The organism is Xylophilus rhododendri (genome assembly GCF_009906855.1).
GTDB lineage: Bacteria > Pseudomonadota > Gammaproteobacteria > Burkholderiales > Burkholderiaceae_C > Xylophilus > Xylophilus rhododendri.
Genome location: NZ_CP047650.1, coordinates 2,540,201 through 2,558,047, shown reverse-complemented (window position 1 = coordinate 2,558,047; position 17,847 = coordinate 2,540,201). Strand labels below are relative to the sequence as shown.

Sequence of the window (17,847 nt, the reverse complement as noted above, 5' to 3'; positions counted from 1 at the left end):
AAGAGACCTATGAAGTCACTACTCGACCTGTTCAAGCAGTTCACGCCGGACGAGCATTTCGATGCCATCCGCATCGGCCTGGCTTCGCCCGAGAAGATCCGTTCGTGGTCCTTCGGCGAAGTGAAGAAGCCCGAGACCATCAACTACCGCACCTTCAAGCCCGAACGCGACGGCCTGTTCTGCGCCAAGATCTTCGGCCCCATCAAGGACTACGAGTGCCTGTGCGGCAAGTACAAGCGCCTGAAGCACCGCGGCGTGATCTGCGAGAAGTGCGGCGTTGAAGTCACCCAGACCAAGGTGCGCCGCGAGCGCATGGGCCACATCGACCTGGCCGCGCCCTGCGCGCACATCTGGTTCCTGAAGTCGCTGCCGTCGCGCCTGGGCCTGGTGCTCGACATGACGCTGCGCGACATCGAACGCGTGCTGTACTTCGAAGCCTACGTGGTCACCGACCCCGGCATGACCCCGCTGAAGAAGTTCGGCATCATGTCCGAGGACGACTACGACGCCAAGCGCAAGGAATACGGCGACGAGTTCATCGCCAAGATGGGCGCCGAAGGCATCAAGGACCTGCTCGAAGCCATCGACATCGACACCGAGATCGAGCGCCTGCGCGGCGACCTGACCGGCTCCGAAGTCAAGGTCAAGAAGAACGCCAAGCGCCTGAAGCTGCTCGAAGCCTTCAAGAAGTCCGGCATCAAGCCGGGCTGGATGGTGCTCGACGTGCTGCCCGTGCTGCCGCCGGACCTGCGTCCGCTGGTGCCGCTGGACGGCGGCCGCTTCGCCACCTCCGACCTGAACGACCTGTACCGCCGGGTCATCAACCGCAACTCGCGCCTGCGCCGCCTGCTGGAGCTGAAGGCTCCGGAAATCATCGCGCGCAACGAGAAGCGCATGCTGCAGGAAGCCGTCGACTCGCTGCTGGACAACGGCCGCCGCGGCAAGGCCATGACGGGCGCCAACAAGCGCGCGCTGAAGTCGCTGGCCGACATGATCAAGGGCAAGTCCGGCCGTTTCCGCCAGAACTTGCTGGGCAAGCGCGTCGACTATTCCGGCCGTTCCGTGATCACCGTGGGCCCGACGCTCAAGCTGCACCAGTGCGGCCTGCCCAAGCTCATGGCCCTGGAGCTCTTCAAGCCCTTCATCTTCTCGCGCCTCGAAGCCATGGGCATCGCGACGACGATCAAGGCTGCCAAGAAGGAAGTCGAATCCGGCACGCCGGTGGTCTGGGACATCCTGGAAGAGGTGATCAAAGAGCACCCGATCATGCTCAACCGTGCGCCCACGCTGCACCGTCTGGGCATCCAGGCCTTCGAGCCCATCCTGATCGAAGGCAAGGCGATCCAGCTGCACCCGCTGGTCTGCGCGGCCTTCAACGCCGACTTCGACGGCGACCAGATGGCCGTCCACGTGCCGCTGTCGGTGGAAGCGCAGATGGAAGCCCGCACGCTGATGCTGGCCTCCAACAACATCCTGTTCCCCGCTTCCGGCGAGCCGTCCATCGTGCCCTCGCAGGACGTGGTGCTGGGTCTGTACTACGCCACCCGCGACAAGGTCAACGGCAAGGGCGAAGGCCTGGTGTTCTCGGACATCGGTGAAGTCCAGCGCGCATTCGATGCGGGCGAGGCCGAACTGGCCGCGCGCATCAACGTGCGCCTGACGGAATGGACCAAGGACAAGGCCACCGGCGAATTCAGCGCCGCGACCACCCTGACCGCCACCACCGTCGGCCGCGCGCTGCTGTCGGAAATCCTGCCCAAGGGCCTTCCCTTCTCCAACCTGAACAAGGCGCTGAAGAAGAAGGAGATCTCCAAGCTGATCAACGTGTCCTTCCGCAAGTGCGGATTGAAGGAAACGGTGGTCTTCGCCGACAAGTTGCTGCAGAACGGTTTCCGCCTGGCGACCCGGGCCGGCATCTCGATCGCGGTGGACGACATGCTGGTGCCGCCGGAGAAGGTCGGCATCATCGAGCGTGCCGAAGGCGAGGTGAAGGAAATCGCCCAGCAATACGCCTCCGGTCTGGTGACCGCTGGCGAGCGCTACAACAAGGTGGTGGACATCTGGGGCAAGGCCGGCGACGAAGTGTCCAAGGTCATGATGGCCCAGCTGGCCAAGGAAAAGACCACCGACCGCAACGGCAAGACCGTGGACCAGGAGTCCTTCAACTCCATCTACATGATGGCCGACTCCGGCGCCCGCGGCTCCGCCGCGCAGATCCGCCAGCTGGCCGGCATGCGGGGCCTGATGGCCAAGCCCGACGGCTCGATCATCGAGACCCCCATCACGGCGAACTTCCGTGAAGGCCTGAACGTTCTGCAGTACTTCATCTCCACCCACGGTGCCCGTAAGGGCCTGGCGGATACGGCGCTGAAGACCGCGAACTCGGGCTACCTGACGCGTCGCCTGGTCGACGTGACCCAGGATCTGGTCGTCACCGAGATCGACTGCGGCACCTTCAACGGCTCGCTGATGCGCGCCATCGTCGAAGGCGGTGAAGTGATCGAGTCGCTGCGCGACCGTATCCTGGGCCGTACCGCTGCCGAAGAAGTGCTGCACCCGGAAAACCGCTCGGTGCTGGCACCGGCCGGCACGCTGCTGGAAGAAGACCTGATCGAGGAGCTGGAAGCCGCCGGCGTCGACGAGGTTAAGGTCCGCACCGCGCTGACCTGCGAAACCCGCTTCGGCATCTGCGCCAAGTGCTACGGACGCGACCTGGGCCGCGGCGGCCTGATCAACCTCGGCGAAGCCGTCGGTGTGATCGCCGCCCAGTCCATCGGCGAACCCGGCACGCAGCTGACCATGCGGACCTTCCACATCGGTGGTGCGGCTTCGCGTGCGGCAGTCGCCTCCAGCGTGGAAGCCAAGTCCAACGGCGTGATCGGCTTCAACGCCACCATGCGCTACGTCAGCAACACCAAAGGCGACCTGGTGGTGATCGCACGTTCCGGCGAGATCGTCATCCATGACGAACACGGCCGCGAGCGCGAGCGCCACAAGGTGCCTTACGGCGCGATCCTGGCGGTCAAGGCCGACCAGTCGGTCAAGGCCGGCACCATCCTGGCCAACTGGGATCCGCTGACCCGCCCGGTGATCACCGAATTCGCCGGCAAGGTGCAGTTCGAGAACGTCGAGGAAGGCCTGACGGTCGCCAAGCAGGTCGACGATGTGACCGGCCTGTCCACCCTGGTCGTGATCGATCCGAAGCGCCGCGGCTCCACCAAGGTGGTGCGTCCGCAGGTCAAGCTGATCGATGCCCAGGGCGTCGAAGTGAAGATCCCCGGAACCGATCACTCGGTGACGATCGGCTTCCAGGTCGGCTCGCTGGTGCAGATCCGCGACGGCCAGGACGTGGGTCCCGGCGAAGTGCTGGCCCGTATCCCGGTCGAAGGCCAGAAGACGCGCGACATCACCGGCGGTCTGCCGCGTGTGGCCGAGCTCTTCGAAGCCCGCTCGCCCAAGGACAAGGGCATGCTGGCCGAGATGACCGGCACGGTCTCCTTCGGCAAGGAAACCAAGGGCAAGGTCCGCCTGCAGATCACCGATCCGGAAGGCAAGATCTGGGATGAACTGATCCCCAAGGAAAAGAACATCCTGGTGCACGAAGGCCAGGTCGTGAACAAGGGCGAGTCCGTGGTGGACGGCCCGGCCGATCCGCAGGACATCCTGCGCCTGCTGGGTATCGAAGAGCTGTCGCGCTACATCGTCGATGAAGTGCAGGACGTCTACCGTCTGCAGGGCGTGAAGATCAACGACAAGCACATCGAGGTGATCGTTCGCCAGATGCTGCGTCGTGTGGTCGTCGAGGCCTCGGGCGAGTCCGGCTACATCGCCGGCGAGCAGGTCGAGCGTTCGGAAATGCTCAACACCAACGACCGCCTGCGCGGCGAGAACAAGGTGCCGGCAACCTATACCAACCTGTTGCTGGGTATCACCAAGGCCTCGCTGTCGACCGACTCGTTCATCTCCGCGGCGTCCTTCCAGGAAACCACCCGGGTGCTGACCGAAGCGGCCATCATGGGCAAGCGCGACGAGCTGCGCGGCCTGAAGGAAAACGTCATCGTCGGCCGCCTGATCCCCGCGGGCACCGGCATGGCGTACCACAACGCCCGCAAGGTCAAGGACCAGATGGACGAAGCCGAGCGCTCCGCCATCGCCGAAGCCGAAGCCGCCGAAATGGGTGGCGAGGACCTGAGCGATACCGCCGAGACCAGCCAGGGCGCTTCCGCCGAATAAGGCGAAGTCCCAGGGCTTCTCGCCGAGCCCCGGCCTGTTGCGGCAGGTCGGGGCTTTTTTTTTGCCTTCGATTTTTTTGGAGATACTCGCGCGATGCGTTGGAGCTTGTGGTGGTGGGTCGTGCCGGCCGTGCTGGCGTTCTGGGCAGTCGGTGCACACAACCGGCTGACGCGGCTGCGCGCGGCCGTTCTGCAGGCCTTCGGCCAGCTCGATGCCGCCATGGCCCTGTGGATCGAACTCGTGCCGCCCGCGCCGGATCCGGCCACGCCGCTCGACGAAGCCGCCGCGGCCGACGAAGCCGGCTGGGCCGGTCTGCGTGCCGCCGCGCTGCAGCTGGGCGCCTGCCTGGCCGTGGCGCGGCAGCGGCGGCAGCGGCGGCAGCGGCGCGCCGACATCGCCGCGCTGTCGGCGGCACGCGACGTGCTTCGGGATGCCTGGCAGCGCCTGCTGCTCGAAACGCCGCGTTTCGGCGGCCAGGCCCAGCCGGGCAGCATCCACCTGGTGTGGGAGCAGCGCGATACCCAGGTGCAACTGGCGATCGACCAATACAACCAGGCGGTTCGCCTCTACAACGCGGCGCTGGGCCAGTTCCCGGCCGCGATCCTGGCCTGGCTGCTGCGGCTGCGGCGTGCGCAAGTCCTATGAACCTGTCTTCCTCCGTGTCATCTTCTCCTTCGTCTCCGTCGCATTCCAACTCGCCTGAACTGTGGCTGCAGCTGCAGCATGCCGCCGAAGTCCTGGCCGCGATCCGCAGCGGCCGCTCCGCACCGACCGCCCTCGAAACCGTGCCGCAGGGCCTGCGCCCGGGCGTGCGCGCCCTGGTGTTTCAGGTGCTGCGGGTGCTGGGCCGGGCCGAGGCCCTGCGCCGCAAGCTGGCCACCCGCACGCCGCCGCCGCTGGCCGATGCGCTGCTGTGCACCGCGCTGGCCCTGGCCTGGCGCAGCGCCGATGCGCCTTACGAGCCCTTCACCCTGGTCGACCAGGCGGTGGAGGCGGCCAAACGCACGCCGGCCATCCGCCCGCAGTCCGGTTTCATCAACGCCTGCCTGCGGCGTTTCCTGCGCGAGCAGGATGCCCTGGTGGCCGCCACCGATCCCGAGCCGCTGGCCATGTGGAACCATCCGCGCTGGTGGATCGAGCGGCTGAAGCGCGACCATCCCCGCCACTGGCAGGAGATCCTGCGCGCCGACAACTCCCATGCGCCGATGACCCTGCGGGTCAACCGCCTGAAGACCAGCCGCGAGGCCGCGCTGCGCCGCATGGAGGCCGCCAACCTGGTCGCCCATCCGGTCGGCGACTGGGGCATCGTCATGGGCCATCCGCTGCCGGTCGAGCAGATCCCGGGCTTCACGGAAGGCGAACTCTCGGTGCAGGACGCCGCCGCCCAGATGGCCGCGCCGCTGCTGCTGCACGGCCTGGACCTGCGCCAGCCCCTGCGGGTGCTCGACGCCTGCGCCGCCCCCGGCGGCAAGACGGCCCACCTGATCGAATTCGCAGGCGAGCGCTCGCCCATCATGGTCACCGCGCTGGACATCGACCCCCAGCGCTGCGAACGCATCCACCAGACCCTGGACCGCCTGGGCATCGCCGACCGCGCCCAGGTGCTGGCGGCGGACGCCCAGGAGCCCGCGCGCTGGTGGCCCCAGCAGGGCCGCGAGCAATACGACGCCATCCTGCTCGACGCACCCTGCACCGCCTCCGGCATCGTGCGCCGCCAGCCGGACGTGCGCTGGCTGCGGCGCGAGAGCGACATCGCCCAGCTGGCCATCATCCAGGCCGGCCTGCTGACGCGGCTGTGGCCCTTGCTCAAGCCCGGCGGCCGCCTGCTCTACTGCACCTGTTCGGTGTTCCGGGAGGAGGGCGAGCACCAGATCGAAGCGTTTCTTGCGCACAACACCGATGCGGTTTTACGTCCGTCGCCCGGTCATTTGCTGCCGCGCGACGCGGCCATGGCAATGGGTGTCGCCGACAATCTCGCCGGTGACCATGACGGCTTCTTCTACGCCCTGCTCCACAAGCGCGGTGCCTGACCTGCGCAGACGCGCGCTCCTGCGATGGGCGCCGGCCGTGCTGATCGGGGCGACGGCCGCCGCCGCGCATGCGGACGTGCACGCCGTCGATGTGCCCACCCTGCGGCTGGAGCGGGTGGAAGACGCGCTCTATCTGTGGGCCACCATCGGTTTCGACCTCCCTCCGCTGGTCGAGGACGCGCTGCTCAAGGGCGTGGCCCTGTTCTTCGTGGCCCAGGTCGAGATCATGCGCGAGCGCTGGTACTGGGCCGACGAGCGCGTGGCCTTCGCCCAGCGCCACATGCGCCTGGTGTATCAGCCGCTGATCCGGCGTTTCCGTCTCAACGTCTCGCCCTCGGCCTTCAGCACCGGGCTCGGGGTCTCGCTCAGCCAGAACTTCGAGGAGCTCGGCGAGGCGCTGGAGTCGGTCAAGCGCATCGCGCGCTGGCGCATCGTCGATGTGGCCCAGCTCGATCCGATCGGCCGCTACACGGCCGACTTCGATTTCCGCCTCGACACCAGCCAGCTGCCGCGGCCACTGCAGATGGGCGTGGCCGGGCGCGCCGACTGGAGCCTGTCGGCCGAACGCTCGCTGGCGATCGATCCCGCCGTGCTCGTGCGCTGAGCCCGCGGGCCGCCTTCGCCCACACAACATGACGCCGAACCAGGCTCCATCCCAGGAACGCTTCTCGCTGCTGGGCTCGCGCGCCATGCGCTGGGCCATCGGCGTGGGCGCGGCCACCGTCGCTTCCATCGCCCTGGTGCTGCTCTTCCTGCTGGCCCAGGCCACCGACAACCGGGCGATGTACGAGCAGAACTACGTGCGCCTCTTCGGCGTCAACGTGGTCGTGGCCGGCCTGCTGCTGGCCGTCATCGGCTGGATCGGCCTGCGGCTCTTCGTGCGGCTGCGGCGCGGGCGCTTCGGCAGCCGGCTGCTGATGAAGCTGGCGGTCATCTTCGCCGTGCTCGGCTTTTTGCCGGGCATGCTGATCTACACGGTCTCCTACCAGTTCGTGGCGCGTTCGATCGAGAGCTGGTTCGACGTCAAGGTCGAAGGGGCGCTCGACGCCGGCCTCAGCCTGGGCCGCTCCACGCTCGACGCCCTGGCCAGCGACCTCTCCGCCAAGACCCGCGCCGCCGGCGCCCAGGTGGCCAACCAGTCGGACGCCGCTGCCGGCCTGGCGCTGGAACGCATCCGCGACCAGCTCGCCGCCAGCGACGTGGTGCTGTGGAACGCCAGCGGCCACCTGGTGGCCAGCGCCGGCCAGTCGCGTTTCGACCTCAGCCCGGAACGGCCCACGCCCCAGGTGCTGCGCAATGTGCGCAACCAGCGTTCCATCGCGCTGATCGAAGGACTGGACGACCCCGGCCTGCCCGGCCAGGGCCCCACCGCGCCGCAGGCCCGCATCAAGGCCCTGGCGCTGGTGACGGGCACCGGTGTCGACCTCAACGCCGAGGCCCGCTACCTGCAGGTCACGCAGGCGCTGCCGTCCACGCTGGTTACCAACGCGATCGCGGTGCAGGAGGCCTACCGCGAATACCAGGAACGCGCCCTGGCCCGCGGCGGCCTGCGCCGCATGTACATCGGCACCCTGACGCTGACCCTGTTCCTGGCGGTGTTCGCCGCCGTGCTGCTGGCCGTGCTGCTGGGCAACCAGCTGGCGCGGCCGCTGCTGGTGCTGGCCGAAGGCGTGCGGGAAGTGGCCGCCGGCGACCTGAGCCCCAAGTCCGTGCTGCAGGGCAAGGACGAACTCGGCGGCCTCACCCGCTCCTTCGCCGACATGACCCAGCAGCTCTCCGATGCCCGCGCGGCCATCGACAAGAGCATGAACCAGGTCGACACCGCACGCGCCAACCTGCAGACCATCCTGGACAACCTCACCACCGGCGTGATCGTGCTCGATGCGCAGGGGCACATCGTCTCGTCCAACCTCGGCGCCACCCGCATCCTGCGTGCACCCCTGGCCGCGATGACCGGCCAGCTGTTTCAGCAGGTGCCCGGCCTGGAAGAGTTCGGCCGCGACGTGCAGGCGCAGTTCGACTCGCTCTTCAACGAACGCGAGCAGCACGGCATCGGCCACTGGCAACAGTCCTACGAACTGCACGCCGCACCCTCCGGGCCGCAGCAGGACGCCACCAGCGTGGTCGCGCGCGGCGCCGAACTGCCAGCCTCCACCCGGCTGCTGGTGTTCGACGACATCTCCGAGATCGTCTCCGCCCAGCGCGCCCGCGCCTGGGGCGAGGTGGCGCGCCGCCTGGCCCACGAGATCAAGAACCCGCTCACGCCGATCCAGCTCTCGGCCGAACGCCTGGCCTTCAAGCTCGACGGCAAGGTCGACGCGGCCAGCCAGGCGGTGCTGACCAAGTCGGTCCGCACCATCGTCGAGCAGGTCGATGCGATGAAGCGCCTGGTCAACGAATTCCGCGACTACGCGCGCCTGCCCACCGCCGAACTCGCGCCGCTGGACCTCAATGCCCTGGTCGCCGATGTGCTGCTGCTGTACGAGGCCGAACACGGCGCGGTCGGCGTGCGCGCTGAGTACGACCCCGCCTGTCCGCCGATCCTGGGCGATGCGCAGCAGCTGCGCCAGGTGCTGCACAACCTGGTGCAGAACGCGCAGGACGCCACCGAGGCGGTCGGCCATGCCGAGCCGCCGCCGGTGCTGATCCGCACCCGCTACAGCGAATCGACCAAACGGGTGCGTCTGTCGGTCATCGACTCCGGCATCGGATTTCCGGAAAACATCCTGCAGCGTGCCTTCGAACCCTACGTCACCACCAAGTCCAAAGGCACCGGACTGGGCCTGGCCGTGGTGCGCAAAATCGCCGATGAACACGGCGCCCGCATCGACATAGGCAACCGGACCGGGGACGGCGGCGCCCCAGGCGCGCAAGTCTCGCTATCATTGCCGCTAGCGCCCCAGGGCGCCGAAGCCTGAGCACGGCCTTCGGCCTCCCGCGGGGCACCACCTCCCCGAAGTCTCCTGACGGCTCAAAGCAGTCCAAGCAATGGCAAATATCCTGGTGGTCGACGACGAATTGGGCATCCGAGACCTGCTTTCGGAAATCCTCAACGACGAAGGCCATAGTGTCGAACTCGCCGAGAACGCCGCGCAGGCGCGCCAGGCGCGCGTCGCCGGCACTTTCGATCTGGTGCTGCTCGACATCTGGATGCCGGACACCGACGGTGTCTCGCTGCTCAAGGAATGGGCCGCCGCCGGCAGCCTGAGCATGCCGGTCATCATGATGAGCGGCCACGCCACCATCGACACCGCCGTCGAGGCCACGCGCATCGGCGCCCATGCCTTCCTGGAAAAACCGATCACCCTGCAGAAGCTGCTCAAGAGCGTGGAGAACGCCCTGCAACGCAGCCTGCCCCCACCGCCCGCGCCGCCGGCAAGAGTGCTGAGCTCCGCCGCATCGCCCGCGATGACCATGACCCGCACTTCGGCCGAAGGCTATGTGCCGCCCAGCGTGGCCGCCCATGTGTCCCACGCGCCCGTGGCCGCGCCGGTCGAGACCGGACCGCGCCAGCACCAGTCCTTCGACCTCGACCGCCCCCTGCGCGAGGCACGCGACGGCTTCGAGAAGGCCTACTTCGAATTCCATCTGGTGCAGGAGGGCGGCTCGATGACCCGGGTGGCCGAGAAGACCGGGCTGGAACGCACCCATCTCTACCGCAAGCTGCGTCAGCTGGGCGTGGACCTGGGCCGCGCGAAAAGAAACCTTTCCTGAAGTCCGGTACGGCGCTAGATGCCATGCTATACTGCGAGGCTCACGGCCCGGTAGCTCAGTTGGTAGAGCAGCGGATTGAAAATCCGCGTGTCGATGGTTCGATTCCGTCCCAGGCCACCAAACAAGCAAAGCCCTTGATCTTCACAGGTCAGGGGCTTTTTGCTTTTGGTGTCGATTCGAATTTTTGTACTCTTACATCGGTGCCGTGTGTTGCAGTCGGCGATTGATACCTTTAGGACTAGTGTGTCTCGTGTGCGGCATCTTGGGCGCTATACAAATCTTTCAGAGTATTCTCACCAGTGCCGTAGATTCGACGGATATTTTAAGGGCGCATTCTGTTCTTGCCGTAAGTGCATTGGGTCATTTCATTCACGAGTTGGCTGGTCAGGGTATGTGTGAGACCATTTCGGGTAAGCGGCCCTCTACTGATGCCTTTAGGGAATATAAGACCTCGTGTCATGTGGTTCTTCAGGGCGTTAATAAGTACGCAGCATTTGAGGAGGATGTTTGAGAGAGGCATGGTGCCTCACGTCTATGCTGGATTTCTTGATGTTCATTACGTGTTCGGGGTGGAGCAAAGCGACCGTGAATGGACGTGCATTGCACTTTGTCCAAATTGCCATCGCGCAGCGCACTGGTCGCCTGACGCAGACAGCTTCAATAAGCGTTTTATAGAGTTGGCGCTTGTCCTCGCTGGCAAAAATTAGCTGCAAACATAACTTGTCATTCAATGAAAGGTAAGGTCTCATGAAGGACGAAGTCCACGCGGTTTTGATGAACGCACTAGCAGAGGCATGGAAGAAAACAAACATTGACTACCTAAACGAACTGGTAAACGGAGAAGGCAGCCTTGTCGCAGCGCTCTATTTCAACCTTAGAAACGAACTGCCTAGAAACGCAGGATGGGCTGTCTTTGCCGAGTGCATCGTCCGTGCTCCGCTCGAAGGCGTTGCTGCTGCCGAGGGCAAGATTCGCATAGACCTTGTAGTGGTTCATGGGCGTGAGATCGTTTCTGCCGTGGAATGCAAATTCAGCCCAAGAGGTGTGCCTACCGGGGCCACCATCGCCAAGGATCTGAACAGCCTGTCGTTGCTTCGTCGCCGGCGGGCGACCAGTCACTCCGTGCGGATTGAAATGGTGCGGCACCACTCAAATCGGGGTGAGGAGCAAAGCGCCCGAAAATTCAAGATGGCAGCAAAGGCCGTTCGGGTGTTTGCATTGATCGCATGGCATCAGGCCGCGCATACGCTGCTAACCTCATCTAGGACAGGGCTGTGGCAGCGAGGGGCGCCGGACTCCGGTGAGTGGGAAGGGTTAAACGGCGATCGCTGGCCGCCCAACTTTGCAATGATGGTCGGTAGTGCGGGGCCTGCTGTCGATGATTGCGTTGCAACATTCCACGGAGCCCACTTCGAAGCTGCTGGACTTGCCACTGAGCCTTAACGCTATGCTGTCCACCCAAACAGACGCCCCAGTTGACAAAATTCGGCAGTAGGTTCGGCGAGATTGAGACGTGAACTGCGCACCATTTGATATGCATAGACCTTTGCCACAAACTCGCCAAACAGTTCGGTTAGGTTCGGTTGTACAGGTTCGGAAGCTCACGCCCGTTATCGCGCGACCGAGGGAAAAATGTTGTGAATCTTGGCCCTGGGCCGATCGAGCAAGTAGGCGTTCGCTGTCTTGAAAATCCGCGTGTCGATGGTTCGATTCCGTCCTAGGCCACCACTTCAATTTCTACGGAAGTCCAGACTTCCGGTAGAACTCAAAAAAGCCCTGACGTTTCAACACGCCAGGGCTTTTTTGTTGTCCAGGAAGATCAGCAAAATCCTGAGATACGTGCAGACGCCGCGATCAGGTCCGTAGACCCGAACGCCTCGGCGTGGATATGCTCGTCGGAGATATTCAAGGCGTACAAGCCATCGTCATACAGCGATTGCATGAATCCCGCAGGGCCGCACAGGTCGAAGTCGCATTCCCCGCGCATGCCGGCTGAGCCGAGGCTCAGGTGGCGCGCGGCATTGGCGGCCAGGGCTTCTTGGCCAGCGTGGCGCTCAGCAGCGGAGCGAGCTGCGCGGCGGCGGCTTCGGTGGTGAGGCGGGCCAGGAAGGACGCGCGTGCGGCATTGACGATCTCCTGGCGCCTGGCGGGCTCGTCCAGCAGGGCCATGGCGGCGTCGCACCAGGCTTGCGCGTCCAGCGGGAGCAGGCGGCCGTTGACGCCGTCCTTGAAGAACAGCGGATGGTCGATGGCATCGGCCGCCACGATCGCGACGTCCGCAGCCAGATAGGCCAGCACCTTGCCGAAGGATTTGCCCAGGCTGTATTCGTGTTCCGCGCAGATCGGCTGCAGGCCGACGGCCACTTCGCCAAGGGTATCGACGAACTTCGAATAGGGCATGAAAGGCATGGTGCGCACGAAGCCGTGCGGATCGAAGGGCGCGAATGCATCGAGCAATTCCCGGCTTCTGGCTTCAGGCACGCCGTAGATGCGGAACTCGATGTTGGCGTTGGCCGGAAAGGCCGCCACGACTTTCTGGATGAACTGTCGCTCGGCGGGGTAGCCGAAGGGATCGCTGGGCGCCCAGGCCACCACACGCGCGCGCTGGCCGTTGGGTTTGGCGCCCTCGACCTGGCGCAGATAGGTGCCGGTCCAGATCACCCGGATGGTGGAATTCCAGGGCGCGAACAGCTTGGCGTTGTAGCGCGAGCCGGCCACCACGCCCACACAGCCCTTGGCGACCGCGCCGATGCGCTGGGTCTGCGTGGGATTGATGATGTCGGCATCGTCCACGTCCAGCACGCAGGGCACGGGTGAATACAGCGCGGGATCGTTGTGGCGCGAGCGTGTCTGCTGCAGGAAGACGATGTCCACGCCGAGAAGCCGCGCCAGTAGCTTGCGTGTGCGCGCTCCGATCTTGGGATGGAACACGCAGGTTTCCCAGCCCATGCGCCCCAGTGCGGCCGACATGGCTGTGGACCGCAGGTCGCCGCCCCATCCGGTGCCGCTGCCTGCCGCGGAAAATGCCACCAATGCCTTGCGTGGGCCGATGGCGCGGCGAATGACCAGCCCCAGCATTCCCCAGGCCCAGCCCATGGCCTCGAGCAAGGCGCGCAGGCGACTTCGTTCGCGTGAAAACTTCGTCATCGTTTTAATTCCAGTCAGATTGCGTCCCGCACTATGCGGGGAAGCATTTGGCGTGCCTGCCGCGGTCGTTTGATGCTAATGGATTTTTTTTACGCGGCGGTTGCCGTGCTGGCGCCAGGCGCCCGGGGCCATGCATTTTTTTCGTGGCGGCCGGCCTGTGCAGGTCCGGCACCGGCCTGCATAATCCAGCCATCCAGGAGAAGCCCGCTGCGTGCGGCTACCGAAGGCGTATCCCCGAAACGCTCAGGTCCAAGGACTGGATTTCTTCGAAAAACTGGAGAGTGCCGCTGGCGGGTCCTGAACCGACCCACCGACGCGGCCGCCGAAGGTGCAAGCCGCGCTCGCCGAGCGGGGCGAATCTCTCAGGCAAAAGGACAGTGGGGCGGCGGTGAAGCATTTTCAAAAGCTTTGCCGGCTGCCCTTTCCTTTTGAGAGACGCATCCATGAAAGTCATCGTGATGGGCGCCGGCGTGATCGGCACCGCCACCGCCTGGTACCTGCAGCAGGCCGGCCATGAAGTCACCGTGCTCGAGCGCAATGCCGGCGCGGCGCGTGAAACCAGCTTCGGCAACGGCGGGCAGATCTCGGTCAGCCATGCCGAGCCCTGGGCCAACCCCTCCGCGCCGCTCAAGCTCCTGAAATGGCTGGGCCGCGAGGACGCGCCGCTGCTGTTCCGCCTGCGCGCCGACCCGGCCCAGTGGCGCTGGGGCCTGAAGTTCCTGATGGAGTGCCCGGCCAAGCGCTCCACCCACAACATGATCCAGCTGCTCAACCTGGGCACCTACAGCCGCAGCAGCCTGCAGGCCCTGCGGCGCGACACCGGCATCGAATACGACCACCTGGAAAAAGGCATCCTGCACTACTACACCAGCCAGAAGGAGTTCGACCTCTCGCTGGAGCCGGCGCGTGTGATGCGTGAACTCGGCTGCGAACGCCAGGTGGTCGATGCCGACGAGGCGGTGCGCATCGAGCCCGCCATGTCCCACATCCGCCCGCGCCTGGCCGGCGCCACCTACACCAGCGCCGACGAATCCGGCGACGTGCACAAGTTCACCACCGGCCTGGCGCAGCGCGCGGCCGAGCGGGGCGTGCAGTTCCGCTACGGCGTGCGCATCCAGGCGCTGCGCGCCGAGGGCGGCCGCATGACCGGCGTGGAGCTGGCCAACGAACAGGGCATGTACGAAACCCTGCAGGCCGATGCCTATGTGCTGGCCGCCGGCAGCTTCAGCCCGCTGCTGGCGCAGGGCGTGGGCCTGAAGCTGGACATCTATCCGGCCAAGGGCTATTCGGCCACGCTGCCGGTGCTCGATGCCTCGAAGGCGCCGCAGGTCAGCCTGACCGACGACGAATACAAACTCGTCTTCTCCCGCTTCGGCGACCGCCTGCGCATCGCCGGCACGGCCGAACTCAACGGCTACGGCCTGGCGCTCAACCCGGTGCGCTGCGCGGCCATCGTCAAGCGCACGCTGGAGGTCTTCCCCGGCATCAGCCGGCCGGAACTGGCCAGCTTCTGGGCCGGGCTGCGGCCGGCCACGCCGGGCAATGTGCCCTATATCGGGCAGAGCCCGGTCAAAGGCCTGTTCCTCAACACCGGCCACGGCACGCTGGGCTGGACGCATGGCTGCGGCTCCGGCCGGGCACTGGCCGAGCTGATGTCCGGCCGCCAGCCGGAGGTGGATTTCGCCTTCTGCGGCAAGCCCGCCGGCCTGGCGGCGCAGCCGCGCATCCTGCCGGCCTGAGGCGGCGCCAGGGCATGCCCGACAATCCGGGCATGTCCATCATCACTTTCTCCAAGGCACGATGCGGGTCCTGCTCGTAGAGGACGATCCGGCCCTGCGCCTGGGCATCAGCCGCGTGCTGCAGGCCGAGGGCTGGCAGGTCGATGCGGTGGCCGACGGCGGCCTGGCGCTCACCGCCACCGCCGTGGCGCCCTACGACGCGGCGGTGCTCGACCTGGGCCTGCCCCGCCACGACGGCTTCGAGGTGCTGCGCCAGTGGCGCGAACTCAAGCTCGATTTCGCGGTGATGATCCTCAGCGCGCGCGACGAACTGGGCAACCGGGTGCGGGCCCTCAACGAGGGCGCCGACGACTTCCTGGCCAAGCCCTTCGAATCCGAGGAACTGGTGGCCCGCCTGCGCGCCATCCACCGGCGCCGCCGCCAGGGCGTGACCAATGTGCTGAGCCTGGGCGGCCTGAGCTTCAACACCGACAGCCGCGAGCTGCGCCACGGCAGCGAGCGCGTGGCGCTCAGCCCGCGCGAGACGGCCCTGGTCGAGCTGCTCATGGCCTCGCCCGGCCAGGCGGTGCCCAAGGCGCGCATCGTCTCCACCATGTCGAACTGGGAGACCAGCTTCACCGCCAACGCGGTCGAGATCTACGTGCTCAAGCTGCGCAGGAAGCTCGCCGGCTGCGGCGTGAACATCCTCACCGTGCGCGGCGTGGGCTACGCCATGGAAGCCGTGTGAACGCCACGCGCGGCGGGCGTTTCAGCCTGCGCAGCAAGCTGCTCACGCCGCTCCTGTGGCTGTGGGTGGCCTCGGCGCTGACGGCGGCGCTCACCGCCTTCTGGCTCACCGGCCGCTCCGCCGGCATCGCCTTCGACCGCATCCTGCAGGACGACGCCGTGGCCCTGGCCGCGCAGATCCGCTGGGACGAGGCCGGCCCGCGTTTCTCGGCCGATTCGCGCACCGCGTCCTCGCTGGTCTACGACTCCTTCGCCCCCTCGCATTTCACGGTACGTACCGACGGCGGCCGGCTGCTGGCGGGCAATGCCGAGCTGGCGCTGCCGGCCGATGCCCGACCGCCCGAGCCGGAGCAGGCCCTGTTCTTCGAGGAACAGACGCTCTGGGGCCGGCTGCGCCTGGTGGCGATCCATATCGAGCGGGCCGGCCAGGCCGAGAACGTCTGGGTGGTGGTGGGCGAATCGCTGGCCAAACGCAGCCAACTCAGCAGCGAGCTGGCCGAGGCGATCTTCCTGCCGGCGGCGGCGCTGGGCTTCATCATCCTGCCGCTGATCTGGCTGGGTGTGCGGGCCGCGCTGGCGCCGGCCCAGGCGATCAGCGCGGCGATCGAGCGGCGCGGCATCGACGACCTCTCGCCCCTGCCGCTGGCCGGCGTGCCCGACGAGCTGCGCGGCATGGTGCAGCACACCAACGACCTGCTGGCCCGCCTGGCCACGGCGGTGGCGCACGAGCGCAGCTTCATCTCCGACGCGGCCCACCAGCTGCGCACGCCGGTGGCCGGCATCAAGCTGCTGGTGGAAGACCTGCGGCGCACCCGCCAGGCCGATCCGCGCCAGCCGCCGGACGCCGAAGTGCTGGACATCCTGCACGACACCGCCACCCGCGCCACCCGCCTGGTGCGCCAGCTGCTGGTGCTGGCGCGTGCCGGCGCGGCGGGCGGGACGATGGGCGAAAGCACCGATCTGCGGCCGCTGCTGCGCGAAACCATCGAACGCATGCAAGCCGCCGCCCGGGCCGCCGGCAAGACCCTGCTCGCCGGCCCGGGCCTGCGGCTCGACGGGCCGGCATCCGTGCTGGCCGTGCCGCTGCTGCTCGAAGAGGCGGTGAGCAATGTGGTGGACAACGCGCTGCGCTACGGCGGTCCCCGCATCGAGGTCGATCTGATGGCCGTCGCCGGCCCGCCCGCGGCCTGGGACATCACCGTGCTGGACGACGGCCCCGCGCTGGACGAGGCCACCCGGCGCCAGATGGCCGCGCCCTTCTGGCGCGCACCCGACGCGCAGACCGAGGGTTCGGGCCTGGGCCTGGCCATCGTCGACAAGGCCTTGCGCCAGATGCGCGGCAGCCTGCTGATGCCCGAGGCGCCGCCGGGCGGCGGCACCCGCATCCGGCTGCGGCTGCAGGCGGCGGACGCTCAGAACTCCACCTTCCACCCATCGCTCGGGAAATAACGCACGCTGGGAATCGCATCGTTGAGGTACTGGATCTGCGCGGCGCAGATCGTCGCCGCGTCGGCGGCGGCCGGCCCGGCCGTGGAGCGGGTGTGGTTGCCGCGCTGCGGCACATCGCAGTAGCAGGCGGAGAACACGCCGGCCGCGTTGGCGATCACCGCCATGGTGCGGCCCGATCCGGCCCGCTGGCCGGTGATGACCTCGGCCGGCAGCGGGCGCGGGTTGCCGACGGTGTCGGCCGGCAGGTAACGCAGGTTGGCCATGGCCGTGTTCTCCACCTCCACCGGCTCGCCGCCGGCCATGCGGTACTGCCGCGCTTCACGGATCAGCGTCGGCGGCACCAGGCCGGGCGCCACCCACTCGTCGAGCAGCAGGGCGTTCTGGTAGGGGTAGCGCAGCCGGCCTTCGAGCAGGTTCTGGCCGGCGTTCTCGAAAGTCCGGGCCACGTTGTAGAAGGCGTCGGTGGGCCGTACCTGGTAGACCCACACCGTGCCCTGCTCCACGCCGTTGGCCGCCAGCAGGCGCAGCTTGGCGCGCGCCACCCGCATCGCCGCCTCGTGGGTGGCCGCCAGCGAGGTGTAGGTGGAGCGTTCGCGCTCGTCCGCGCTGGGGCGGGCCCGGTTGCAGGAGGTGCCCTGCACATGCTGCAGCAGGTTGGTGTTGCTGCCCCAGGGCTCGAAGCCGGTGGTGAAGATGGTGTCCGGATGGGCGATCAGCACCCGGTAGAACATCGGGTCGGCGCTGGCCGGCATGCCGGCCCAGCACAGCATCGCCAGCAGCAGCCGGCGCCAGGGGAAGGTCTTCATGGG

Annotated in this window: 12 protein-coding genes, 1 tRNA gene and 2 riboswitches; of the genes, 11 read left to right on the top strand and 2 right to left on the bottom strand. The window is 66.9% G+C overall.

What is annotated here, in order from left to right:
• The first annotated feature begins 9 nt into the window (after nucleotides 1-9).
• From rpoC to GT347_RS11800, 8 genes are all read left to right on the top strand, one after another.
• Nucleotides 10-4,233: a DNA-directed RNA polymerase subunit beta' gene (gene rpoC / locus GT347_RS11835; protein ID WP_160552144.1), complete on the top strand. Its 4,224-nt coding sequence runs from the start codon at nucleotides 10-12 to the stop codon at nucleotides 4,231-4,233.
• A gap of 93 nt (nucleotides 4,234-4,326) precedes the next feature.
• Nucleotides 4,327-4,878 carry a LemA family protein gene (locus GT347_RS11830; RefSeq protein ID WP_160552143.1) on the top strand — a complete coding sequence of 184 codons (552 nt, stop codon included), beginning with the start codon at nucleotides 4,327-4,329 and terminating at the stop codon, nucleotides 4,876-4,878.
• Nucleotides 4,875-6,263, top strand: a complete 1,389-nt coding sequence (gene rsmB / locus GT347_RS11825; RefSeq protein WP_160552142.1) for a 16S rRNA (cytosine(967)-C(5))-methyltransferase RsmB — start codon at nucleotides 4,875-4,877, stop codon at nucleotides 6,261-6,263. Before GT347_RS11830 ends, rsmB begins: the two co-directional genes overlap by 4 nt.
• Nucleotides 6,256-6,867 (top strand): DUF4390 domain-containing protein, encoded by a 612-nt coding sequence (locus GT347_RS11820; RefSeq protein ID WP_229722845.1) that lies wholly within the window; start codon nucleotides 6,256-6,258, stop codon nucleotides 6,865-6,867. Before rsmB ends, GT347_RS11820 begins: the two co-directional genes overlap by 8 nt.
• Nucleotides 6,868-6,895: 28 nt before the next feature.
• Nucleotides 6,896-9,181, top strand: a complete 2,286-nt coding sequence (locus GT347_RS11815) for a sensor histidine kinase (RefSeq protein ID WP_160552141.1) — start codon at nucleotides 6,896-6,898, stop codon at nucleotides 9,179-9,181.
• A 70-nt stretch (nucleotides 9,182-9,251) separates the two neighbouring features.
• A complete protein-coding gene (locus tag GT347_RS11810) occupies nucleotides 9,252-9,977 on the top strand; it encodes a response regulator (protein ID WP_160552140.1) in 726 nt (241 codons plus the stop codon).
• A gap of 44 nt (nucleotides 9,978-10,021) precedes the next feature.
• Nucleotides 10,022-10,097, top strand: a tRNA-Phe gene (locus tag GT347_RS11805).
• 627 nt (nucleotides 10,098-10,724) lie between these two features.
• Nucleotides 10,725-11,420: a hypothetical protein gene (locus GT347_RS11800; RefSeq protein ID WP_160552139.1), complete on the top strand. Its 696-nt coding sequence runs from the start codon at nucleotides 10,725-10,727 to the stop codon at nucleotides 11,418-11,420.
• A gap of 561 nt (nucleotides 11,421-11,981) precedes the next feature.
• On the opposite strand, the gene GT347_RS11795 is transcribed toward GT347_RS11800, so the two are convergent.
• Nucleotides 11,982-13,124 (bottom strand): glycosyltransferase family protein, encoded by a 1,143-nt coding sequence (locus tag GT347_RS11795; RefSeq protein WP_160552138.1) that lies wholly within the window; start codon nucleotides 13,122-13,124, stop codon nucleotides 11,982-11,984.
• A 184-nt stretch (nucleotides 13,125-13,308) separates the two neighbouring features.
• A riboswitch (glycine riboswitch) is annotated at nucleotides 13,309-13,393 on the top strand.
• Between the two features lie 4 nt (nucleotides 13,394-13,397).
• Nucleotides 13,398-13,503, top strand: a riboswitch (glycine riboswitch).
• A 64-nt stretch (nucleotides 13,504-13,567) separates the two neighbouring features.
• Here GT347_RS11795 and GT347_RS11790 point away from each other — a divergent pair.
• From GT347_RS11790 to GT347_RS11780, 3 genes are all read left to right on the top strand, one after another.
• On the top strand, nucleotides 13,568-14,863 hold the full coding sequence (locus GT347_RS11790) for a D-amino acid dehydrogenase (protein ID WP_160552137.1): 1,296 nt from the start codon (nucleotides 13,568-13,570) through the stop codon (nucleotides 14,861-14,863).
• A 61-nt stretch (nucleotides 14,864-14,924) separates the two neighbouring features.
• Nucleotides 14,925-15,590: a response regulator transcription factor gene (locus tag GT347_RS11785; protein WP_160552136.1), complete on the top strand. Its 666-nt coding sequence runs from the start codon at nucleotides 14,925-14,927 to the stop codon at nucleotides 15,588-15,590.
• Complete coding sequence (locus tag GT347_RS11780) at nucleotides 15,587-17,038, top strand: sensor histidine kinase (RefSeq protein ID WP_160552135.1); 1,452 nt, start codon at nucleotides 15,587-15,589, stop codon at nucleotides 17,036-17,038. The genes GT347_RS11785 and GT347_RS11780 overlap by 4 nt, the downstream gene beginning before the upstream one ends.
• Here GT347_RS11780 and GT347_RS11775 read toward each other — a convergent pair.
• Nucleotides 17,002-17,844: a hypothetical protein gene (locus GT347_RS11775; RefSeq protein ID WP_160552134.1), complete on the bottom strand. Its 843-nt coding sequence runs from the start codon at nucleotides 17,842-17,844 to the stop codon at nucleotides 17,002-17,004. The genes GT347_RS11780 and GT347_RS11775 overlap by 37 nt on opposite strands.
• Between the last annotated feature and the right edge of the window lie 3 nt (nucleotides 17,845-17,847).

Bases quoted from the DNA above. Each gene is read 5' to 3' on its own strand.
- rpoC (WP_160552144.1), top strand. From the start codon at position 10: ATGAAGTCACTACTCGACCTGTTCAAGCAGTTCACGCCGGACGAGCAT.
- GT347_RS11830 (WP_160552143.1), top strand. From the start codon at position 4,327: ATGCGTTGGAGCTTGTGGTGGTGGGTCGTGCCGGCCGTGCTGGCGTTC.
- rsmB (WP_160552142.1), top strand. From the start codon at position 4,875: ATGAACCTGTCTTCCTCCGTGTCATCTTCTCCTTCGTCTCCGTCGCAT.
- GT347_RS11815 (WP_160552141.1), top strand. From the start codon at position 6,896: ATGACGCCGAACCAGGCTCCATCCCAGGAACGCTTCTCGCTGCTGGGC.
- GT347_RS11810 (WP_160552140.1), top strand. From the start codon at position 9,252: ATGGCAAATATCCTGGTGGTCGACGACGAATTGGGCATCCGAGACCTG.
- GT347_RS11800 (WP_160552139.1), top strand. From the start codon at position 10,725: ATGAAGGACGAAGTCCACGCGGTTTTGATGAACGCACTAGCAGAGGCA.
- GT347_RS11795 (WP_160552138.1), bottom strand. From the start codon at position 13,124: ATGACGAAGTTTTCACGCGAACGAAGTCGCCTGCGCGCCTTGCTCGAG.
- GT347_RS11790 (WP_160552137.1), top strand. From the start codon at position 13,568: ATGAAAGTCATCGTGATGGGCGCCGGCGTGATCGGCACCGCCACCGCC.
- GT347_RS11785 (WP_160552136.1), top strand. From the start codon at position 14,925: ATGCGGGTCCTGCTCGTAGAGGACGATCCGGCCCTGCGCCTGGGCATC.
- GT347_RS11775 (WP_160552134.1), bottom strand. From the start codon at position 17,844: ATGAAGACCTTCCCCTGGCGCCGGCTGCTGCTGGCGATGCTGTGCTGG.